Genomic DNA, 17871 nt, shown 5'->3' with positions numbered 1-17871 from the left:
GTCAGGAGCCTCCATCGTTGGTGAGCAGGTGGAGCAGTGGGGCGGCGGGCAGCGGCGCGTCGCCTTCCCAGGCGCGGGCGAGCGCGCCGACGGTGCCGAGATCGCCGAGGAGGATGCCGCCGACGAGGCGGTCCTGGCGGACGACGACCTTGCGGTAGGCGCCACGGGTCGCGTCGGAGAGCTGTACGACGTCGTCGCCGGGGGCCGGGACGGCCTCGCCGAATGTGGCGAGATCGAGCGGTCCGCAGACCGCGGCGGTGGCGGCGGGAGCGGCAGCGGGGGCATCGGCTTGGGGGACAGCGGTGGTGGGGTGCGCGGCCGCGGGGCTGCCCGTGGCGGGGTCATCCGTGGCGGGGCGCGCGGCCGCGGCCGGGGGAGCGGCGAGGGTGAGCCGGGTCAGGGCGCGGGTACCGCGGTAGCGGTGCGGGGCGTCGCCGCCGCTGCCGTGGTGTCCGGGCTGGTGCGTGGCCTGGTGTCCGTCCTGGTCCCCGGCGTGGTGCCGGTGGTCGGCATCGCGCGGCTGGTCGGCATCGCGTACCCGGTCGTGATCGCGCGGCTGGTCGGGGTCGCGCAGCCGCGCGGCGATCGCCCGCGCGAGGACGTCCGCCTGCTCCTGCGCCGGACCGGCGAGGCCGTACACCACCCCGTCGTGTTCCGCGCAGTCGCCGATCGCGTGGATGGACGGGTCGGAGGTGCGCAGCTCGTCGTCGACGACGACGCCGCGCGCCACGTCGAGCCCGGCGGCACGGGCGAGCCCGACCCGCGGCCGTACCCCGCAGGCGAAGACGACGAGGTCGGTGTCGAGTGTGAACCCGTCGGCGAGCACGACGGCGCGGACGGCACGGGGGACGGGGGCGCGCCGGCCGCGAGGCGCGCGGGGGCCTCGGTCGGCGCCGCCGGCGGGCCGACGGCTGGTGGGCGTGCTGGACGCGTCGGCGCCGCGCGCCGCTTCCGTCCGCAGTCCGCGGACGCGGCACTCCGTGTGCACCTCCACGCCCAGGGCCTCGAGATGGGCGCGCAGCACCCCGGCGGCGTGCGCGTCGACCTGGCGTTCCATCAAGTGCTCGCCTTGGTGGGCCAGCACGACCTGGGCGCCGCGCTGGGCCAGGGCGCGGGCGGCGGAGACGCCGAGCAGCCCGCCGCCGATGACGACCACGCGGACCCCGGGCTCCCGTACCGCGGCCGCGAGCGTCAGGCAGTCGTCCATGGTGCGGAACGCGTGCACGCCCTCCGGCAGCTCGTGGCTGTCCGCCTCGAACAGGCCGCGCAGGGGCGGCAGGACCGGGTTGGAGCCGGTGGCGAGCACCAGCGTGTCGTAGGGGACGCGGCGCCCGTCGTCGCAGTGCACGGTCCGCGGGCCGCGGTCGATACGGACCGCCCGGACGCCGCGCAGGTGGTGCGCGGCGGGAGCGGGGAGGGCGACGACCTCCGGGGCGTACCGCCCGGCGAGCACCTCGGCGAGCAGCACCCGGTTGTACGGGGCGTGCGGCTCCTCGCCGATGACGGTGACGGTGACCACGGGGGCCGCCGCGGCTGTCGTGCCCCCCGCAGGCGCCGCGCCCCCCGCCGCCGTCGCGTCCGCCGCCTCGGACACGGCGGCCAGCTGCTGGGCGAGCCGCGCCCCGGCCATGCCGCCGCCGATCACCACCACGCGGTGGCGACCGTCCGGTTCCTTCTCCGACTCCGAGCTCATACCGGGAAGCGTGCGCGGCGCCTGTTACCCCACCGCATCCCCTCCGTTTCCGCTGGGCAACGCTGCCCTCAGCGGGCCGGAGGGAGGGGTGTGAGACCGGTCGGGCGAGGCAGGTCGCTAGGGTCGCGATCATGCCTGACATATCCCTGACGACGGTGATCCTGTTGTGCGTGGCCGCCGCGGCGGCGGGCTGGATCGACGCCGTCGTGGGCGGCGGCGGCCTCCTCCAGCTCCCCGCCCTCCTGGTCGGCGTCCCCGACCTGCCGCCGGCGTACGTCCTGGGCACCAACAAGGCGGTATCCGTCGTCGGCACCTCGGCCGCGGCCGTCACCTACACCAGCAAGGGCCTGGTCGACGTGGGCTCGGCCGTCCGGATCGGGCTGGCGGCGGCCGGGGGCTCGCTCGCCGGCGCGTTCTTCGCCGCCGGAATCGACAGTGCCGTACTCCGCCCGCTGATCATGGCCGTACTCCTCGCCGTCCTGGCCTTCGTCCTCCTCCGCCCCGCCTTCGGCACCGCCCCGGCCACCGGCCCGGTGACCCGCCGCCGCGTCCTGGCGGCCATCCTCGTTGCGGGCCTGGGCATCGGCTTCTACGACGGGCTGATCGGCCCCGGCACGGGAACCTTCCTCGTCATCGCGCTCGTCGCGACGCTCAGGATGAACCTGGTCACGGCCTCCGCCACCGCGAAGGTGGTGAACGTCTGCACCAACCTCGGCGCGCTGCTCACCTTCGCCTACCAGGGCACGGTGCTGTGGCGGCTGGCCGCGCTGATGGCCGTGTTCAACTTCGCGGGCGGCATGGCGGGCGCGCGCATGGCCCTCAAGCGCGGCAGCGGCTTCGTGCGGGCGGTCCTGGTGGTCGTCGTGGTCTCGCTGGTGTGCAAGCTGGCGTACGACCAGTGGCTGGCGCGGTGACGCCTGTCCGCCGGTCGTGCGTCTGGCCTGGCCGGTCACACGCGTGGCCTGGCCGTGGCCACCGGCCACGCGCGTGACGCGGCCACCGGCCGGGCGCGTGAGTGAGAGCCTGGCCAGGCACGTGACGCGGCCACCGGCCGGTCGCGCTCCTCCGCCGATCAGGCGTGCCACGCCCCCGTGGGCGCGGTGCGCTCGGCGAAGTCGGCGAAGTCCCGCGGCTCCCGGCCCAGCGCCCGCTGGACGCCGTCGGAGAGGTACGCGTTGTCGCCCCGCGCGATGAGGCCCAGCAGCCCGTCCACGACGGGGGCCTCCTCGGCGGTGAGACCGGCCTGGAGCAGATCGGCGATGAACTCCTCCGAGGAGATCGGCGCGTAACGGACCTCCCGGCCCGCGGCCTTGGCGATCAAACCGACCGCGTCGCCGAACGTGAGCAGCCGGGGCCCGGACAACTCGTAGACCTGGCCCGCGTGTCCGTCCTCGGTGAGCGCGGCGACGGCGACGGCGGCGACGTCCTCCGCGTCGATGAACGGCTCGTGCCCGTCGGCGGTGGGCAGCCGCACCTCCCCACCGAGGATCGCGGGCAGGAACATGTCCTCACTGAAGTTCTGCGCGAACCACGTGGGCCGCAGGATGGTCCAGTCGATCCCGGCGTCGCGTACGGCCTGCTCCGAGGGGCGGGCCGCGTCCCAGCCGCGCGCGGAGAGCATGACGACCCGCTCGACGCCGCGGGAGGCGGCGAGCCGCAGGAAGTCGCGGATGTGCGGGGCGGCGTCGGGGTGGCCGAGGTCCTGGAGGTAGACGAGATAGACGGCGCGTACGTCGGCGAGGGCGGGCTCCCAGGTGGAGCGGTCCAGCCAGTCGAAGGGGGTCCCGGTCGAGCGCGACGCGGCACGGACGGAGACGTCGCGGGCGGTGAGCTGCTCGACGACCCGGCGCCCGGTCTTGCCGGTGCCGCCGAGGACCAGGGTCGTGGTGTTGTTCGCTGCGTTGTTTTCCATGTGCTCCAGTGAACGCGGGGACGGGGCGGTCTGGCCATGCGCCGGAGGCTCGCGTGCATACGTGAGAGTCCAGGGCGCATCCTCGGCCTCGTACCGGCGGCGCCACGTGCGAGTCGATGGTCCGCGTGGGGCCGCTGCCCATCAGGGCCCGCCGACCCGGTCCAACGTCCGACTAGCGCCACAGGCGCAGGTGCAGCCCCAGCGCGCAGGCGGTGAAGGCGAGCCATCCCGCGGTGAGCGCGACCGGTTTGCCGTGGCTCTGCAGCGCGTGGCAGGCGCCGAAGAACGCCACGAGGCTGATGCTGTTCCGGGTGAAGTGCCGGGCGAACTGCACCAGGTCGCGGCGCGCCTCGATCACGACGAGGACGCCGGCGTAGGGGAAGGTCACGACCAGGCCGCTCAGATACCGCCCGATGGCGACCATGAGCAGCCCGCCGCTCGCGGCGCCGGCCAGCTTCACCAGCGCCCCGGGCCGTGCCGCGGGCTCCGCCGGACGGCCCGGCGCGGGCGGCGGCAGGAGTACGGCCGCCGCGACCCACGCCGCGCACACGGCGGCCAGTACTGGCACGAAGGGGACCGGTGCGAGCACCGCGACCAGCCTGCTCAGCGCGAGGTAGGCGAGCACTCCGGCGAGGTCGGCCAGGACGATGTGCCACCCGCGCCGCGCGTGCAGCCACGCGGTGACGGCGAAGAAGAGGTTCAGCGCGACCACGCCGAGGACCTGGCTGCCGTCCACGTCGACCGGGGTGGTGGCCAGGACCAGCGTGATCGGAAGCGGGAGGCTGTAGACGAGCGCCCGCCACCGGACCGGGCGGATCAGGCTGACACCCCATACCGTGAGGGTGACGGCCGCGAAGGCCATCAGCAGCGAGGCCACGCGTCAGCGGCCCGCGAGCACCAGTCGGCGGAAGAGCTCGCGGCGACGGCTCACGTCCTGCTCGTTGACCATGAACAGATGCGCCACCGTCTCGCCATGGGCGTTCATGCGGGCCTCCCATGCCTGGCGGCCGTCCCACACGACGATGTTCACGTGCAGCCCGGGATCCTGGTCCCGGCGCTTGACGATCACCTCCACGCCCGCCTGCCGCTGCCGCTCCATCAGCTCCTCCAGCTCGCTGCTGGGCTGGTCGGTGAGGAACACCCGCGTGATACGTACGCCGCGGGCGAGGGCGTCGAGGTTGGCCTGCCAGTACGCGGTCCCGACGTCGCCGCGCCACCAGGTGGGCTCGTCGGCGACGTTGGTCACGGCCTCCAGCCGCTCCCGGCAGGCACGGGTGGCGGCCAACAGGTGCTCGCCGTCGTCTCCGGGCCGCTCGATGCGCCCCCGGCTCAGGTCGTCGAACTCCTCGACCAGCCGCCGCAGCCGCTGCCGGGCCTCGTCCTCGATCGCGCCGCCGGGATACTGCCCGACGATCCGCTGAGTGGCCGCGGCCACGGACGTCACCGAACCGGCCAGCCAGTCCGTCGTCTGCACCAACTGCCGTAACTGGAAGCGCCGTTCGGCCCGGGCCGAGGCGTCCAGGACGAGCGAGAGGATGGTGAGCATCAAACCGGCGAGCAGGGACTCGACTCCACTGGCGGCGCCGGTGACGTCCAGGCAGACGGACACGACGAGAGCCAGGGATATGCCGACCAGCGCTATGGGGTCGCTATGGGTGATCAGGTGAGTGAGACTGCCTTGTGGTCTTCGGCCGGGTCTGCGGGGGCGCGGCGAGTTCGTCACCTGACCGAGCATATTCCGTGCGGGTTGGGCGACTTGGGCGTTTCGGGGAGCCCGTCGGGTGTCTGCGGGCGGGTCGTGATCTTGGTGGTGCAAGTTTCCGCAAGTTCGTGGCGGTCACGGTGTGTGGAGGGCAAGGTGTGTCTCAGTGATCGCCGAACCGAGCGGGAGGCTCGCATGGCAATGAAGTTCCTCGGCAAGGACCCCGAGTCACCGAACGGGGGGTCGCCGACAGTGTGGGATGACGGTGACAGCTACGTCATCCAGGGGTGGCGGATCGCCGATCAGACGGTGCTTGCCGAGGTCGGTGACATCCCAGGGCACGAGACCGTAGTTCGGATCCCCAAGCGCATGATGCAGTTCTTCCCGGAGGTGAACGGTGGCTGAAGTTCCGACGTTCGAGGAGCTGTTCCGTAACTGCCGGCGGTCGGCGCTGCACCTTGAGATGCGCGACGGGTACATGCGGAGCGATCCCAGTTACATTGCCTGGCAGAAGGGCGAGCGGGACAGGGCGGCCGACCAGGACCCGGCGTGGCGTCCGTGGCTGGATCTGATGCAGGAGACGATCAGCCGAGGCGTCGTCGTGCGCCGTGCCCGGATCGTCTCCGAGCCGATCAGTGACTACATCCGCTTCGAGCACCATGTCACGGTCGGCAACGTGCAGGCGGGCGAGCAAGTGCGATGGCTGCCACGTCGCCGGGCCACGGATCTCGCCTTGCCTGGCAATGACTTCTGGTTGTTCGACGACGAGGTCGTCCTGGTCAACCACTTCGACGGCGACGGTGAGTGGGCGCCGGAGGGGCACACGGAGTTGGTCACCGATCCCGCGGTGGCGAAGCTGTGCAGCACGGCGTTCGAGGCCGTCTGGGAGCGTGCTGTTCCGCATGAGGAGTATCAGCCGAGGTAGCCGCCGTCGGCGCCGCACAATTGTCCTGTGACTGCGTCAACCAACCTTGAGCAAGCCAAGCGTGCCCTGGGCCAGCGACTGCGCGAGATCAGACGGGATTCGGGTCTGACAGCGCGGGAGCTGGCCCGGAGGGCTGGATGGCATGAGTCGAAGTGTTCTCGTATCGAAAACGGCGGAACAACACCGTCCGACGATGACATCCGGGCTTGGACGTTGCACTGCCGCGCGCAAGATCAGACTGCGGACCTGATCGCCACCGCGCGCGGCATAGAGGGAATGTACGTCGAGTGGCGCAGGATGGAGCGGTCCGGCCTGAAGCGCGCGCAAGAATCGGTCCTTCCTCTGTGGCAGCGCACCAAGCGATTTCGGATCTATGCGTCGTGGCTGATTCCCGGCCCCGTGCAGACTCGGTCCTACATCGCAGCGGTCCTGTCGGCTATCAAGGAGCGGCGGGCGCTACCGGACGACCTCGATACAGCTGTGCAGGTGCGAGTCGACAAGCAGCAGATCATCCATCAGGGCAACCGCCGCTTCGCGATCCTCCTGGAGGAGAGCGTCCTCCGCAGGCGCATTGGCGGGATCGAAACGATGGCCGCACAGCTGGGACACCTGCTTGTGGTGGCGTCAATGCCGTCCATCAGCCTGGGCATCATCCCGATGAAGGCTGACCGATCGACGCTGTGGCCTGTCGAAGACTTCTGGATGTTCGATGAGACCCAGGTGAACATCGAGCTGGTGTCGGCCTACCTGACGGTGGAGCAGCCCAGCGAAATCTCCCTGTACGCAAAAACCTTCGCGGACATGGCGGACTTGGCGGTGTACGGGGCCCGGGCACGTGAGCTGATCACGTCCGCCATCAACGCTCTTGAGTAACCACGAAGTGAGGAAACCCATGGCCCAGAAGACATACGAAGCGTGGCAGCCCAGGGCCGCGAACGGCCTGCGCCCGCTCCAGGAAGCCCTCATACAGGAGCACCAGAGCGTCCGGCGCCTGCGGGGCTATATGCCAAGCCTCGTCCCCGGCCTGTTGCAGACTCGCGGCTACGCCACCGCCGTCATGGGCGGGATCATCGCGTTCAAAGGCATCAAGGACGACACCGAGGCGGCCGTGGCGGCACGGATGCAGCGGCAGCAGATCCTGCACGAAGAAGGCCGCGAGTTCGGCGTCGTGATGGAGGAGTGGGTTCTGCGGGCCCGTATCGGAGACACCGAGGTCATGGCGGACCAGCTCGGACACCTGCTGTCCGCTCTGTCGCTTCCCGGTCTGAGCCTGGGCATCATCCCGATGAGCGCCCATCGGGAACGGCTCCCGGCGGAGGCATTCTGGATCCAGGACGACGTCAAGGTCACGGTCGAACTCACCAGCGGATCCCTCACCGTCACGGAGTCGGCCGAGATCGAAACCTATGCACGAACCCATGCGGCACTCGCCAAGATGGCCGTGTACGACGCGCACGCGCGTGCACTGATCGAGGACGCCCGCGCCGCACTCGGGTGAACCCCGCGCAAGTCCCCGCAAGTCCGTAGAGACCGCCCCACCGCGCTCCCTACGGTCCTGCTCACCGCGGCATGGCCACCGCATACGGCCGTGCCGCCCGAGCAGGAAGGAGTCACCATGCGTGACGCGAACCTCTACGAACTCGACCTGGCCGGAGCCGAATTCGCCCGCCCCGCCGCCTGCGGCGGGAACCCGCCGGACGCCCCGGAGACGTGCGTGACCCTTGCGCCGATCCCCGGCGCCGACGGCGCCTACGCGCTGGGCGACAGCAAGCGGCCCGACGCGGAACCGCTCCGCTTCACCGCGGCGGAATTGCACGCGGCAGGCATCGACCCGGCCCGGTTCGGCCTCTCCGCCTGACCGGCGCGGTAGGCCGGCCGCCGTGCCGCACTACCACGCGTACTCGTGGTCCGGACCCAAGCCGGACTTCGACAGGGAGCGCGACCGCCGCCCCGAGGGCCCCGGCTTCGCGGCCTCGGACCTCCCGCCCCTCCAGGTCGCGCACTGGCTCCGCAAGCCGCGACGGCTCATCCGGGCCACGTACGAGCACCCGAAGGAGGCGGCGGACTGGCTGGCGGAACGAGTGGTCGAGACCGTCACCATCAGCGCGATGCGGCCACCGCTGGAAACGCAGATCGCGCTGGCGGTGGACACGCTGGGATGGGGCGGCGACGTGTCCTGGGGCTGCTACGGCGCGGGGACGCGGTTCGTCTCGCTGGCGGTTGTGTCCTGCCCGAACCGGGCGGATCCCGCGGTGGCGTGTCCGCTGAGTTAGGGCTCGGTCCGCGTCAGTCCGTACGCAGTCCATACGCAGAGGTAGCCCCCGCCGTCCTGGCGGGGGCTACCTCTCTGCGTCTGCGCGTTGTCCGCGCGGCTAAGGGCTGTCCCGCAAATGATCTCTGAGTCGGTCTGGCCGCGTTCGTCTGATGGGCGGCGTGCTCGCTCACCCGGCGAGTGCGAGGTTGTGCAGGCGGGCGATGCCGAGCATGGCGTGGTGGACGCCATCGCCTTTTAGACGTCATCTCATTTGGACTCCTCCGGTAGCCTGCGGGCGTGGGGATCGTGGAGCGGCTGGTGCCGGATCAGTTGTGGGAGTTGTTCCAGCGGGTGGTGCCGGAAGCGCCTACCCGGCCTCAGGGCGGCGGCCGGCGTCGGCACGGCGACCGGGAGGGCACGGATGCGGTGGACGACCGGAGGCTGCCGATCCAGGCCGGAGGGCGAGCGAGGCTGCGGCTCGGGCCAGGGCAGCAGTGCATTGGATCCACAGGAGGCAAGAACAGTGCGGCGACCAGTCCAGGAGCGGAGCAAGGCCAAGCGGGCGGAGCTTCTCGATGCGGCCGCACGGCTGTTCGCGGAGCGCGGCTACGCCCAGACAACGGTCGACGACTGGCTTCGGTGACCTGCTGCAGGCGCCGATCCTGCTGGGCGTCCATGTAGAGGCTTTGCACGGTGACGTCGTCCGGGTAACCGCTGCCGCCGAGGTCGCCCGCGACTTCGCGGCCGGAGTACGCCGCACCCGGCGCTCCGCAGCCTGACCAACAGATCCCCCACCATCAACTCCATGAAAGCCCGCGCCATGCGCATGCAAGAAGGAGCTCATCCGATGACGAAGAACAAGATCCGCAGCGCCATAGCGGCAGCGGTAATCACAGCTGCAGCACTGGGAGGGCAGTGGCAACCGCCCCGGAAGCGGCAGCGGCCTCGTGCAACTCCTGGACGCAGAAGGGCAAGACGACGGCCACGGTGACACTCCGGTCGAACCACTCCACCAGTTCGACGGCCCTCGGGGTCCTGAGCAAGGGCACCCGCGTCACCTCCAACTGCCTCTGGTGGGACGGCCACTCCCAGTACCAGTGGTACCGGGTCAAGGTCACCAGCGGCGCCAACACCGGCCGGACCGGCTGGATCTGGGGCGCCTACTTCTGGGGCTTCGCGAACTGACCGGCCAGCGCCCACCCCCCGTTCCAGGCGGAAGAACACATGTCCCGATACCCACCGCGATCAGGCCGGTGAACAGTCCCAACCCGCCCCTTGGGGAGAGCCAGGAACCGGACACCCTGATGGCCGCGCCGGAAGCCGCCACTCCTTCATGGGAGCACGAGCCTGACATGCGCTTCGACCTGTTCATAGCCAAGTGCCTGGCGCACGCCGACGCGACCGGCTGCACCGCCGAACGACGACTCGCCGCCGGTGTGCGTTCGGTCTTCACCGAATGGCGCGACAAGCGCGAGTTCGCGCTGACCGCCGGCAGCAACGAGATGGCCGTGCAGACGGACGCTTTGGGATGAGGGTCGCTGGGTGACCCCTGGCCGTTAAGCGCGTCCGGCGCTATGCGTCCGCACCCCTCACCGGGAGTGTGGCAAGCCATGCTCCCGGTGAACCCTTCTTAAAGCTTGTCTCGTGACGCTGTGATCAGTGGCTGAGGGCGAGGTTGTGCATGTGGGCGACGCCGCTGGTGGCCCACCAGACGCCGTCGCCTTTCAGGCGGCAGTCGCGCAGGATCTTCCAGTTCTTCATGCGGGCGAAGGCGTGCTCGACGCGGGCGCGTACCCGCCGGTGGGAGGTGTTGTGCTGTTCCTTCCAGTCGGGCAGCCGGTCCTGCCCGGCCTGGCGACGGTGGGGCATCAGGACGCCGGTGCCCTGGTAGCCGCCGTCGGCGAGGACGGTCGCGGTGCCGCATGCCCCCTTGATGCCGGACTCGGCGAAGGCGGTGCAGTCGTTGCGGTTGCCGGGCAGCGGGCGGCCGACGGCCAGCACCACCCGGGTGTCCGCTTTGATCAGGACCTGGAGGTTCGCTGAGTACCGGTAGTTCTTCGACGAGGCCGACACCGTCCGGTCTCTCGTGGGCACCAGTGTGCCGTCCACGATGAGGATGTGGTGCCGTCCGGGCTTGTGCTTGCCCGGGGCCAGGGCCAGCAGGGGCCCGTGCCGGCCGATCATCCGGCCGACGGCCGCGGGGGAGATCCCGAAGAGCGGGGCGAGCTGGCGCATGGTGAGGTTCGTACGGCAGTACATCGCCACGAGCAGGACCCGGTCCTCCAGGGGCAGTGCCCACGGGCGGCCCGGCCGGTCCGGGTCCAGAGCCCGGCCACCGTTGCGGTGGACAGCCCGCACCAGACGCTGGAACTGACGCGGGCGGAGCCCGGTGAACACCTCTATGAGCTCACGTCGTTGAGCCGTGACAACCTGCACGACTAGCTCAACGCCGCACCCGACCGCGAGTTACGAGACAGGCTTTACTCGAACCGTCCCGCCGCGACGGCCGCCGTGAACTCCGCCCACGCGGCGGGCTCGAAACGGAGCACGGGCCCGTGGGGGTTCTTGGAGTCGCGTACGGCCACGGTGCCGGGCACGTTGGTGGCGACCTCCACGCATTCCATGTCGTTGTCGCTGAAGCTGGACTTGCGGTACTTGAAATCAGGCATGGGTCACAGTTCTTCGCTGATGTGCTTGATGAACGCCTGGGAGTCGCGCTCGTTGAGGGCTTGCTGAGCGATGGACTCGAACAACTCGGCGAACTTGGCTGCCTTCTCCTTGCCTTCGATCCACAGATGCGTCAAGGGGCCCTCCGTGTAGACCACGTCCAGTTCCCCTGGATCGGCGAATGAGATGATGTTGAAGGCGCCGTGGATCCGCTGGGTCGCTCCTGCGCTGAACGGGAGTACCTGCAGGCTGATGCCAGGTCTGTCGGCCATGGCGGACAAGTGCTCCAATTGCTCCCGCATCACCCCCGCCCCGCTGACGAGATTCCGCAGCACCGCCTCGAAGATGACGGCGTGCAACGACAGCGATGGCTCGTCGGTGAGCCTCTGTTGCCGTGCGATCCGTGCTGCCACGAACTGCTCGTCGTCATTCAACGTGCGTGCATAGCGAGGGGTCTGAAGCAGGCCCGGGACGTAGGAAAGCTGCCAGGTCCTGATGACCGTCGCCGCGCTTTCCAGCGTCACATACTCCTGCATGTCACCCAAGGCGGGGCAGTCGCTCCACCAGCCCTTCGCCTTGCGGCGTTCGCGGTCGACTCTCGCCAGCTCCAGCAGACCGCCCACCGTTGCGGGGTCCGTCACGCCGTACAGCTCGCACAACACCCGGATGTCCGGGTCCCTTATCGGCACCCAGCCGCGTTCCATCTTGGTCACCTTGGCGGTCGACGCGCTCAGGGCCTTGGCCGCTTGGGGCTGTGTCAAGCCTGCTGTGGTGCGGAGTTTGGTGAGTTCGCCGCCCAAGCGCCGCCCCAAGACCGATGACGTGCTGTTCCCCTGCGTTGCCTGACCACCTGTCACCGAGCTGCTCCTCATCGCTGTTGCGGTCAGTCTGCTGCGGGTACGCCCACCCACGCAAGCCAGATCGATGGATATTTACCGGGTGGAGGTTGATTGGATCTCGGCGCGGACGCTACGGTCCGTGAGGCGCCAGTCGCGCAGCGAGGTGCGCAACGGCACTCTCATGCCTGGAGGTACACGATGGAACGGCCCCAAGAACCCATCCCGGTCCGCTACCTGGACCGCCTCAACTACACCCCGTATCCCGGAAGCGTCCCGATCGCCCGCAAACGCACCGCGCGCCTCGTCGGCGAGTGGGGCCACAAGGAGCTCGCCGGGGACGCGGCGCTCGTGCTCGCCGAGCTGCTCACCAACGCGCTGCTGCACGGGTCCTTAAAGGGGCAGCTCATCCCCGTTCAGCTCACCCTCACCGCCCGCGCCCTCCGCATCGGCGTCGCCGACCCGCGTGGCGATCGCGTACCCAGCATCCGTATCGCCGCCGACGGCGACCAGTTCGGGCGCGGGTTGCTCATCGTCGACAGCCTCGCCGCCCGTTGGGGCGTACGCCCGTGCACCGGAGGCAAGGAGGTCTGGGCCGAATTCGACCTTTAGAGGTCATTGCGAGGCCCGGGCCTCCTTCATCACCTCCACCGCCTCCCGTACGTCCGGGTGCGGGTCGTCGGCGAGGCCGTCCAGTAGCTCGGTGACCCCAGGCGTGGACCAGCGGGCGACCGCCCACACCAGTTCCTCCCGCACCGCGGGGTCCGGGTGGGCGGCGAGGCGGCCCAACTGGGCCAGCGGGCCCCGACGGCGCATTCCGAACCAGTGCAGCGCCTCCCTCAGCGCCACCGGGTCTCCCGGGTCACCGGCAGCCGCGACCCTGGCGAGCAGCACCCTGGTGGGTGGCGGCGGGCCATCCAGCGGATGCGGCAACCGCTCGCGCAGGCGCCGCGCCCCGTACCCGCTGCGCACCCGGCACCCGAGGCAGGTGCAGGGGCGCACTCCGTGCGCGTCCGGCAAGTACCGCCAGCCCGCCACCTGGGGCGCGGTGCGGATCCGGTGCACTTCGCGCGGCCGGATCGCCCGGGGCACGAACACCTCCCACCCGCGCGGGTCCTCCAGTGCCGCGATCCGCCGCACCGCCTCCGCCGCGGAAACGGCGGCCTGAGCCTCCCGCATCCGATCCGTATAGCGTCCGACCAGTACGTGCTGGGCGTCGTCCAGCCGCACGTGGACGGCCACGAGCCCGCCCCGGCTGCCGAAACGGGCCAGCTCGCGCAGCCACTGGTGGGTGAGGGTGTACGACGGCAGCACCGGGAAGCAGTACACCCCGTGCGCACCGCCCTGTCCGTAGCTGGCCGCGCGGATGCCGGACCGCCGGATGCGCGGTGCGTTCGCCGCCGACGTCACGTGCACGAACATCGCCATGGCTCGGCATGCTAGCGACGTGGTGCGCGATGGGGGCTGTCGCGTGCCCGGCGGATGTTGAGGCTGCTCATCGGACGCCGCCGTCGCCCAGCTCCGCGACCACGACGTCGCGGAACCTCCGCGCCGCCGCCGACAGATACGCGTCCGCCTGCCACACCAGCCTCAAGGTGCGTACGCAGTCCGCCGCGTCCACGTGCAGCCAGGCGACGCCCACCTCCCCTCTGACGTGCTGCCGGGCCATCGCGGGCAGCAGGCCGATGCCGAGGCCCGCGCGGATCAGGTCGTGGACCGCGCCGGGCTCGTCGCCCTCGCAGGTGATGACCGGGCGGATCCCCTCCGCCGCGAAGAGCCGGTCCAGCAGGGCGCGTTGCCAGTTGCCCCGCTGGGTGGTGATGAAGGGTTCCCCCGCCAGGTCCGCGATCGCCACCCGCTTCCGCCGCGCGAGCGGATGCGCGCCGGGCACCGCCAGCAGCACCTCCTCCCGTACCAGGACGATCTCGCGCAGCGCCGGACCCGGCAGCGGCAGTGGCTGCGACGCGAGGCAGAAGTCCACCTCGCGTGCCTGGAGGCGGCGGGCCATCTCCTCGCGTTCGGCCTGGAAGAGCCGGACGCCGATGCCGGGGTGCGCGGCCCGGAGCGCCGCCAGCGCGCCGGTGAGCGGCAGGAGCGTCTCGGCGGCGACCGCGACGGCGCCGTGGTCGAGACCGGCGGCGTCGGCGAGTTCGCGCCGTCCGTCGTCCAGTTCGGCCAGGGCGCGGTCCACGCGGCGCAGGAACGCGGCGCCGTAGCGGTTGAGGCGCACCTGGCGGCCCGTACGGTCGAAGAGCGGAACCCCGAGCTCGGCCTCCAGCCGGGAGATCGTCCGGCTCACCGACGGCTGGGCGACGCGCAGTTCCTCCGCAGCCCGGCTGATGTGCTCGCGGCGCGCGACCGCCTGGAAGTACCGCAGTGCCAGCAGATCCATCCCCGGCCCTCGTCTCAACTCATAACCAGCGAGGCATGATTTCATGGCTTGATTGGTCATGGAAGGTATGAGTGTTTCCGCCTAGCGTCGTCCTCATGACCGAACAAACCTTCGTGAGTTATGCGGAATTGATCCTCGACCAGCTCGCCGACGACCCGGGGCGAACGGTCCTGACCACCGACGACGGTCAGCGGATCCCGGCGGGGGAGTTACACGACAGCGTCCTGCGGATGGCTGCGGAGATGGCCGACCGCGGCATCGAGCGAGGCAGCACCGTCGCCGTCTTCACCGGCAACCGGCCCGAGGGCCTCAGCGCCCGCTACGCGGCGAATCTGCTCGGCGCCCGCGTGGCGTTCCTGTACGAGGGGATGGCCCCGGCGACGCTGGCCACCATCGTGGAGAGCATCGAGGCGGACCTGCTGCTCGTGGACCCCGACGCCGGGGAGGCCGGCGACGCGCTCGTCGACCGGTTGAGGAACCGGGGCGAGGGGGCCGCGGACCGGCCCGCCGCCCCCGCCGTCCTCTCCTTCGGGCCCAGCCCGCTCGCCGAGGACCTGACCGCGTGCGCCGCCCGGCACCCCGTGCGGCGGTCTCCGGGCGCGGCGCGCCCGGAGGACGACTGGTCGATCCGGTTCACCGGCGGCACCACCGGGATTCCCAAGGGCATACGGATGGCGCACGGGCCGTACCGCGACCTGTGCCTGCGCGCGGCCGACCGGGACGCCCCGCCCCGCCTCCTGGTCTGCACCTCGATCGCCCACATGGCCGGAATCCTCGCCGACGCCACGCTGCTCGCCGGCGGCCAGGTGGTCCTGCGCCGGGCCTTCGACCCGGGCGACGTGCTCACCGCGGTCGAGCGGGAGCGGATCACCGACGTGTTCCTGCTGCCCCCGCTGCTGTACCGGGTGCTCGACGCGCTCGACCAGGACGGACCGGCCGCCCGCACCGACACCTCCAGCCTGCGCCGGCTCATCTACGCCGGTTGCCCGGCGTCACCGACGCGGCTGCGCCAGGCCGCCGGCATGCTGGGGCCCGTACTCCACGGCTGGTACGGCCAGTCGGAGGCCGGGTGGATCAGCGAGGCCCTGCCGCACGAGCACGCCGTGACCGGGCACGCGGGGCAGATCACCGTCGGCCGGGCGATACCCGGAGTGGAGATCGCCGTCCGCGACGAGGACGGTCGCGACCTGCCGCTCGGCGAGGTGGGGGAGGTATACGTCCGCTCCGCGCAGGCGATGAGCGGCTACTGGAAGCGACCGGAGCTGACGGCGCAGGTGCTCCGGGCGGACGGATGGCTCCGCACCGGCGACGCCGGCTACCTCGACGAAGCGGGCTATCTCTTCCTCGTGGACCGGCTCAAAGAGATGATCATCGTCGTCGGCGGTCACGTCTATCCGACGGAGCTGGAGGATGTGCTGCTGACCCACCCGGCGGTGGCGCACTGCGCGGTGTTCGGCGTACGGCGATCGGACGAGAGCGAGGAGGTGCACGCCGCGGTCGTCCCGGCCCCGGGGCACCGGCTGGACGACGAGCTGACCAAGGACATCGGGGCGTTCGTCACGGCACGCATGGGCGCGATGTACGCGCCCGCCGCCCTGCACGCCGTGGACAGCATCCCGCTGACCGACGTGGGCAAGCCCGACAAGAAGCTGCTGCGCGCGCGGGCCGGGACCGGGGCGGGGGCCGTTCGGTAGTCCCGGCCCGGCTCGGCCCGGATCGGGCTCATTCGGCGGGGCGCGCTCACTGGGCGGGTCGCGCTCATTCGGCGGGGTCCCCCCACTTGGCGGGTCGGGCTCACTCGGCGGGCGTGGGGCAGCCCGTCGTCGCCGTGACCGCCGTCAGCAGTACCGCCGAGTCCGCCACCGCCACCAGCCCCTGCCGCTCCGGCGGCAGCACCTGGACCTGCCCCGCGATGAGGTCCTGGTCGTCGCCGCCGGCGGTGGTCAGCCGTACATGGCCGTGGATGACCTGCAGGCTCGCCGCGGGGGGCGCGTTGTGCTCCTGTAGCTCCGTGCCCGCCGTCAGCGCGATCACGCTCTGCCGCAGCGGACCGCTGTGCAGGAACAGGTGGGAGCTGCGGCCGTGCGGATCGGTCTTGGCCTGGTCAAGATGGTGGCGGGCGAGCGCGGTGAGGTCGTCCATGGGCTTGCTCGCTTCGCGTTTGTACGGTCGGATCAGCGGTACCTCTCAATCGTCACCGGCTAGCGTGGACCGCGCCAGTCGCAGCATCGCGCTCGCCGCAGCACCTTGCTCGTCGTAGCACCCTGCTCGTCGCAGCACCGCGCCAGGCGCAGAGAGGACACCACCATGGCGGACGCGGACTTCCTGACCGTACTGACCACCACCGACACCCCGGAGAAGGCGGAGGCCCTGGCCCGCGGGGCCGTGGAGTCGCGCGTGGCGGCCTGCGCGCAGATCAGTCAGCCGGTCACGTCCGTCTACCGCTGGCAGGGCATGGTCGAGACCGAGTCGGAGTGGCAGGTGCTGTTCAAGACGACGGCCGCTCGGTACGAGGAGCTGGAGGCGCACATCCGGGAGGCGCACGACTACGACAACCCGGAGATCATCGCGACACCGGTGACCCACGGGAGCGACGCGTACCTGGGCTGGGTGGTGGAGCAGACCACCATCAGCTAGCCGGGTCGGGCCCGGCCTGGCTCACCAGGATCGCCCGGTCAGGCCCGTCAGGCCCGTCAGGCTGTGAAGCGCTGATCCGCCTCGGCGGCTTCGGAGGCCTCCCACTCCGCGAACAGGGCGCGGATACGCGCGTCACGTGCGACGGCCTCCATCGCCGCCCCTTCGATGTACGCGGCAACGGTCAGGCCGCGCCGCCGCGCCGCCTCCCGTATGGCAGCGGCTTTCTCCTGGTCCACGGAGAGGGACAGACGGGTCTGTGCCATGCGCCGAGCGTATCGCGACAGGGGTGACCCGGCGCGTGCCCGTTACGCACCCCCCCGATGCGGTTGCCTCACCCCGCCCAGTGACCCGGACCACCGCGATCAGCCGTTGCGTCGGCACGGGCAGGAAATACAGCAGCCCCACACCACTCGTCGCTCACGTGCCGATTTCCTCGCTCGCCACGCGCAGAATGCGGCTGACCTCGCTCGCCGCCGCGCGGGCGGCCTCAGGATCGGCCTGCGGATCAGACGCGAGATCTTCGCAGGCGTGGAAGCGGGCCGCGCGCTGCGGCCAGCGTTCGATGTTGATCACGGTCCCCCAGTGGGCTGTGAACGCCCTCAGCGGCCCAACGCTGCTGGTGCGCTGTGCGCTGGTCGCGGCGTTCGCCAAGTGCTCGTTCAACTCGGGAAGCCGGCTCGGGAGGATCTGCGCGACCGCAGCGCGCAGCGCGTCAGGCGTCAGCTGCGGCATCGGGATCAGCGGGCCGGCGGCCTCGACGGGCTGACTGCTCACAGCGGCCTCCTGTGCTGCTCGGGGCGTGTCACGCCGAGACTACCGCTGCGCTTCACAGGACTTCGCCCACTACCCTGAA

25 protein-coding genes and 1 pseudogene are annotated in these 17871 nt (G+C 71.0%); 14 read left to right on the top strand and 12 right to left on the bottom strand.

Going from position 1 to position 17871, the window contains the following annotated elements; translation table 11 throughout:
- Window position 1 precedes the first annotated feature (1 nt).
- Window positions 2-1693, bottom strand: a complete 1692-nt coding sequence (locus Q3Y56_RS10050) for an NAD(P)/FAD-dependent oxidoreductase (RefSeq protein ID WP_304461609.1) — start codon at window positions 1691-1693, stop codon at window positions 2-4.
- A 131-nt stretch (window positions 1694-1824) separates the two neighbouring features.
- Between Q3Y56_RS10050 and Q3Y56_RS10045 the strand changes: the two genes are divergently transcribed.
- Window positions 1825-2607, top strand: coding sequence for a TSUP family transporter (locus tag Q3Y56_RS10045; RefSeq protein WP_304461608.1), 783 nt, complete (start codon window positions 1825-1827; stop codon window positions 2605-2607).
- A 158-nt stretch (window positions 2608-2765) separates the two neighbouring features.
- On the opposite strand, the gene Q3Y56_RS10040 is transcribed toward Q3Y56_RS10045, so the two are convergent.
- The 3 genes from Q3Y56_RS10040 to Q3Y56_RS10030 all read right to left on the bottom strand — a co-directional run bounded on the left by Q3Y56_RS10040 (window position 2766) and on the right by Q3Y56_RS10030 (window position 5328).
- Window positions 2766-3605 carry an NAD(P)H-binding protein gene (locus Q3Y56_RS10040; RefSeq protein WP_304461607.1) on the bottom strand — a complete coding sequence of 280 codons (840 nt, stop codon included), beginning with the start codon at window positions 3603-3605 and terminating at the stop codon, window positions 2766-2768.
- A gap of 172 nt (window positions 3606-3777) precedes the next feature.
- Window positions 3778-4482: a hypothetical protein gene (locus Q3Y56_RS10035; protein WP_304461606.1), complete on the bottom strand. Its 705-nt coding sequence runs from the start codon at window positions 4480-4482 to the stop codon at window positions 3778-3780.
- Window positions 4483-4485: 3 nt separating this feature from the next.
- A complete protein-coding gene (locus Q3Y56_RS10030) occupies window positions 4486-5328 on the bottom strand; it encodes a hypothetical protein (protein WP_304461605.1) in 843 nt (280 codons plus the stop codon).
- Between the two features lie 174 nt (window positions 5329-5502).
- Between Q3Y56_RS10030 and Q3Y56_RS10025 the strand changes: the two genes are divergently transcribed.
- From Q3Y56_RS10025 to Q3Y56_RS09980, 10 genes and pseudogenes are all read left to right on the top strand, one after another.
- Window positions 5503-5712 carry a hypothetical protein gene (locus Q3Y56_RS10025; RefSeq protein ID WP_304461604.1) on the top strand — a complete coding sequence of 70 codons (210 nt, stop codon included), beginning with the start codon at window positions 5503-5505 and terminating at the stop codon, window positions 5710-5712.
- The gene (locus tag Q3Y56_RS10020) at window positions 5705-6232 is read left to right on the top strand and encodes a DUF6879 family protein (protein ID WP_304461603.1); all 528 of its coding nucleotides are present in this window, start codon (window positions 5705-5707) and stop codon (window positions 6230-6232) included. Before Q3Y56_RS10025 ends, Q3Y56_RS10020 begins: the two co-directional genes overlap by 8 nt.
- 27 nt (window positions 6233-6259) lie before the next feature.
- A complete protein-coding gene (locus Q3Y56_RS10015; RefSeq protein ID WP_304461602.1) occupies window positions 6260-7105 on the top strand; it encodes a helix-turn-helix transcriptional regulator in 846 nt (281 codons plus the stop codon).
- Between the two features lie 19 nt (window positions 7106-7124).
- A complete protein-coding gene (locus Q3Y56_RS10010) occupies window positions 7125-7730 on the top strand; it encodes a DUF5753 domain-containing protein (RefSeq protein ID WP_304461601.1) in 606 nt (201 codons plus the stop codon).
- 117 nt (window positions 7731-7847) lie between these two features.
- Complete coding sequence (locus tag Q3Y56_RS10005) at window positions 7848-8090, top strand: DUF397 domain-containing protein (protein ID WP_304461600.1); 243 nt, start codon at window positions 7848-7850, stop codon at window positions 8088-8090.
- A gap of 22 nt (window positions 8091-8112) precedes the next feature.
- Window positions 8113-8505 (top strand): hypothetical protein, encoded by a 393-nt coding sequence (locus Q3Y56_RS10000; protein ID WP_304461599.1) that lies wholly within the window; start codon window positions 8113-8115, stop codon window positions 8503-8505.
- A gap of 278 nt (window positions 8506-8783) precedes the next feature.
- Window positions 8784-8900, top strand: a pseudogene (locus Q3Y56_RS09995) (IS5/IS1182 family transposase); the annotation flags it as partial.
- Window positions 8901-9009: 109 nt separating this feature from the next.
- A complete protein-coding gene (locus tag Q3Y56_RS09990; protein ID WP_304464937.1) occupies window positions 9010-9129 on the top strand; it encodes a TetR family transcriptional regulator in 120 nt (39 codons plus the stop codon).
- Window positions 9130-9401: 272 nt separating this feature from the next.
- Window positions 9402-9671 carry an SH3 domain-containing protein gene (locus Q3Y56_RS09985; RefSeq protein ID WP_304461598.1) on the top strand — a complete coding sequence of 90 codons (270 nt, stop codon included), beginning with the start codon at window positions 9402-9404 and terminating at the stop codon, window positions 9669-9671.
- A gap of 68 nt (window positions 9672-9739) precedes the next feature.
- A complete protein-coding gene (locus Q3Y56_RS09980) occupies window positions 9740-10018 on the top strand; it encodes a hypothetical protein (protein ID WP_304461597.1) in 279 nt (92 codons plus the stop codon).
- Window positions 10019-10142: 124 nt separating this feature from the next.
- Here the strand turns inward: Q3Y56_RS09980 and Q3Y56_RS09975 are convergent, their stop codons facing one another.
- The 3 genes from Q3Y56_RS09975 to Q3Y56_RS09965 are packed head-to-tail and all read right to left on the bottom strand — an operon-like array spanning window position 10143 to window position 12010.
- Entirely contained in the window at window positions 10143-10922 is a 780-nt protein-coding gene (locus Q3Y56_RS09975; protein ID WP_304461596.1) for a transposase, read from the bottom strand.
- A 44-nt stretch (window positions 10923-10966) separates the two neighbouring features.
- Window positions 10967-11155, bottom strand: coding sequence for a DUF397 domain-containing protein (locus Q3Y56_RS09970; RefSeq protein WP_304461595.1), 189 nt, complete (start codon window positions 11153-11155; stop codon window positions 10967-10969).
- A gap of 3 nt (window positions 11156-11158) precedes the next feature.
- Complete coding sequence (locus Q3Y56_RS09965) at window positions 11159-12010, bottom strand: helix-turn-helix transcriptional regulator (protein ID WP_304461594.1); 852 nt, start codon at window positions 12008-12010, stop codon at window positions 11159-11161.
- A gap of 180 nt (window positions 12011-12190) precedes the next feature.
- On the opposite strand from Q3Y56_RS09965, the gene Q3Y56_RS09960 reads away from it, so the two are divergent.
- Window positions 12191-12601 (top strand): ATP-binding protein, encoded by a 411-nt coding sequence (locus Q3Y56_RS09960; RefSeq protein ID WP_304461593.1) that lies wholly within the window; start codon window positions 12191-12193, stop codon window positions 12599-12601.
- Between the two features lie 3 nt (window positions 12602-12604).
- Here the strand turns inward: Q3Y56_RS09960 and Q3Y56_RS09955 are convergent, their stop codons facing one another.
- Together Q3Y56_RS09955 and Q3Y56_RS09950 are read right to left on the bottom strand one after the other, a co-directional pair.
- Window positions 12605-13417 carry a HEAT repeat domain-containing protein gene (locus Q3Y56_RS09955; protein WP_304461592.1) on the bottom strand — a complete coding sequence of 271 codons (813 nt, stop codon included), beginning with the start codon at window positions 13415-13417 and terminating at the stop codon, window positions 12605-12607.
- A gap of 67 nt (window positions 13418-13484) precedes the next feature.
- On the bottom strand, window positions 13485-14381 hold the full coding sequence (locus Q3Y56_RS09950; RefSeq protein WP_304461591.1) for a LysR family transcriptional regulator: 897 nt from the start codon (window positions 14379-14381) through the stop codon (window positions 13485-13487).
- Between the two features lie 95 nt (window positions 14382-14476).
- On the opposite strand from Q3Y56_RS09950, the gene Q3Y56_RS09945 reads away from it, so the two are divergent.
- A complete protein-coding gene (locus Q3Y56_RS09945) occupies window positions 14477-16075 on the top strand; it encodes an AMP-binding protein (RefSeq protein WP_304461590.1) in 1599 nt (532 codons plus the stop codon).
- 100 nt (window positions 16076-16175) lie between these two features.
- Here Q3Y56_RS09945 and Q3Y56_RS09940 read toward each other — a convergent pair whose 3' ends face one another.
- Window positions 16176-16523: a cupin gene (locus Q3Y56_RS09940; protein WP_304461589.1), complete on the bottom strand. Its 348-nt coding sequence runs from the start codon at window positions 16521-16523 to the stop codon at window positions 16176-16178.
- A gap of 165 nt (window positions 16524-16688) precedes the next feature.
- On the opposite strand from Q3Y56_RS09940, the gene cutA reads away from it, so the two are divergent.
- Window positions 16689-17018, top strand: coding sequence for a divalent-cation tolerance protein CutA (cutA, locus tag Q3Y56_RS09935; protein WP_304461588.1), 330 nt, complete (start codon window positions 16689-16691; stop codon window positions 17016-17018).
- Window positions 17019-17074: 56 nt separating this feature from the next.
- Here the strand turns inward: cutA and Q3Y56_RS09930 are convergent, their stop codons facing one another.
- Together Q3Y56_RS09930 and Q3Y56_RS09925 are read right to left on the bottom strand one after the other, a co-directional pair.
- The gene (locus Q3Y56_RS09930; protein WP_304461587.1) at window positions 17075-17281 is read right to left on the bottom strand and encodes a ribbon-helix-helix protein, CopG family; all 207 of its coding nucleotides are present in this window, start codon (window positions 17279-17281) and stop codon (window positions 17075-17077) included.
- A gap of 154 nt (window positions 17282-17435) precedes the next feature.
- On the bottom strand, window positions 17436-17792 hold the full coding sequence (locus Q3Y56_RS09925; protein WP_304461586.1) for a hypothetical protein: 357 nt from the start codon (window positions 17790-17792) through the stop codon (window positions 17436-17438).
- Between the last annotated feature and the right edge of the window lie 79 nt (window positions 17793-17871).

This window comes from Streptomyces sp. XD-27 (genome assembly GCF_030553055.1).
In the GTDB taxonomy this organism is placed as follows: domain Bacteria; phylum Actinomycetota; class Actinomycetes; order Streptomycetales; family Streptomycetaceae; genus Streptomyces.
The sequence above is the reverse complement of the archived record's forward strand: the minus strand, read 5'-3'. Positions and strand labels throughout refer to the sequence as shown.

Coding starts and splice junctions, on each gene's coding strand:
- Q3Y56_RS10050 (WP_304461609.1), bottom strand. CDS start 1,693: ATGAGCTCGGAGTCGGAGAAGGAACCGGACGGTCGCCACCGCGTGGTG.
- Q3Y56_RS10045 (WP_304461608.1), top strand. CDS start 1,825: ATGCCTGACATATCCCTGACGACGGTGATCCTGTTGTGCGTGGCCGCC.
- Q3Y56_RS10040 (WP_304461607.1), bottom strand. CDS start 3,605: ATGGAAAACAACGCAGCGAACAACACCACGACCCTGGTCCTCGGCGGC.
- Q3Y56_RS10025 (WP_304461604.1), top strand. CDS start 5,503: ATGGCAATGAAGTTCCTCGGCAAGGACCCCGAGTCACCGAACGGGGGG.
- Q3Y56_RS10010 (WP_304461601.1), top strand. CDS start 7,125: ATGGCCCAGAAGACATACGAAGCGTGGCAGCCCAGGGCCGCGAACGGC.
- Q3Y56_RS10005 (WP_304461600.1), top strand. CDS start 7,848: ATGCGTGACGCGAACCTCTACGAACTCGACCTGGCCGGAGCCGAATTC.
- Q3Y56_RS09970 (WP_304461595.1), bottom strand. CDS start 11,155: ATGCCTGATTTCAAGTACCGCAAGTCCAGCTTCAGCGACAACGACATG.
- Q3Y56_RS09960 (WP_304461593.1), top strand. CDS start 12,191: ATGGAACGGCCCCAAGAACCCATCCCGGTCCGCTACCTGGACCGCCTC.
- Q3Y56_RS09955 (WP_304461592.1), bottom strand. CDS start 13,417: ATGGCGATGTTCGTGCACGTGACGTCGGCGGCGAACGCACCGCGCATC.
- Q3Y56_RS09950 (WP_304461591.1), bottom strand. CDS start 14,381: ATGGATCTGCTGGCACTGCGGTACTTCCAGGCGGTCGCGCGCCGCGAG.
- Q3Y56_RS09945 (WP_304461590.1), top strand. CDS start 14,477: ATGACCGAACAAACCTTCGTGAGTTATGCGGAATTGATCCTCGACCAG.
- Q3Y56_RS09940 (WP_304461589.1), bottom strand. CDS start 16,523: ATGGACGACCTCACCGCGCTCGCCCGCCACCATCTTGACCAGGCCAAG.
- cutA (WP_304461588.1), top strand. CDS start 16,689: ATGGCGGACGCGGACTTCCTGACCGTACTGACCACCACCGACACCCCG.
- Q3Y56_RS09930 (WP_304461587.1), bottom strand. CDS start 17,281: ATGGCACAGACCCGTCTGTCCCTCTCCGTGGACCAGGAGAAAGCCGCT.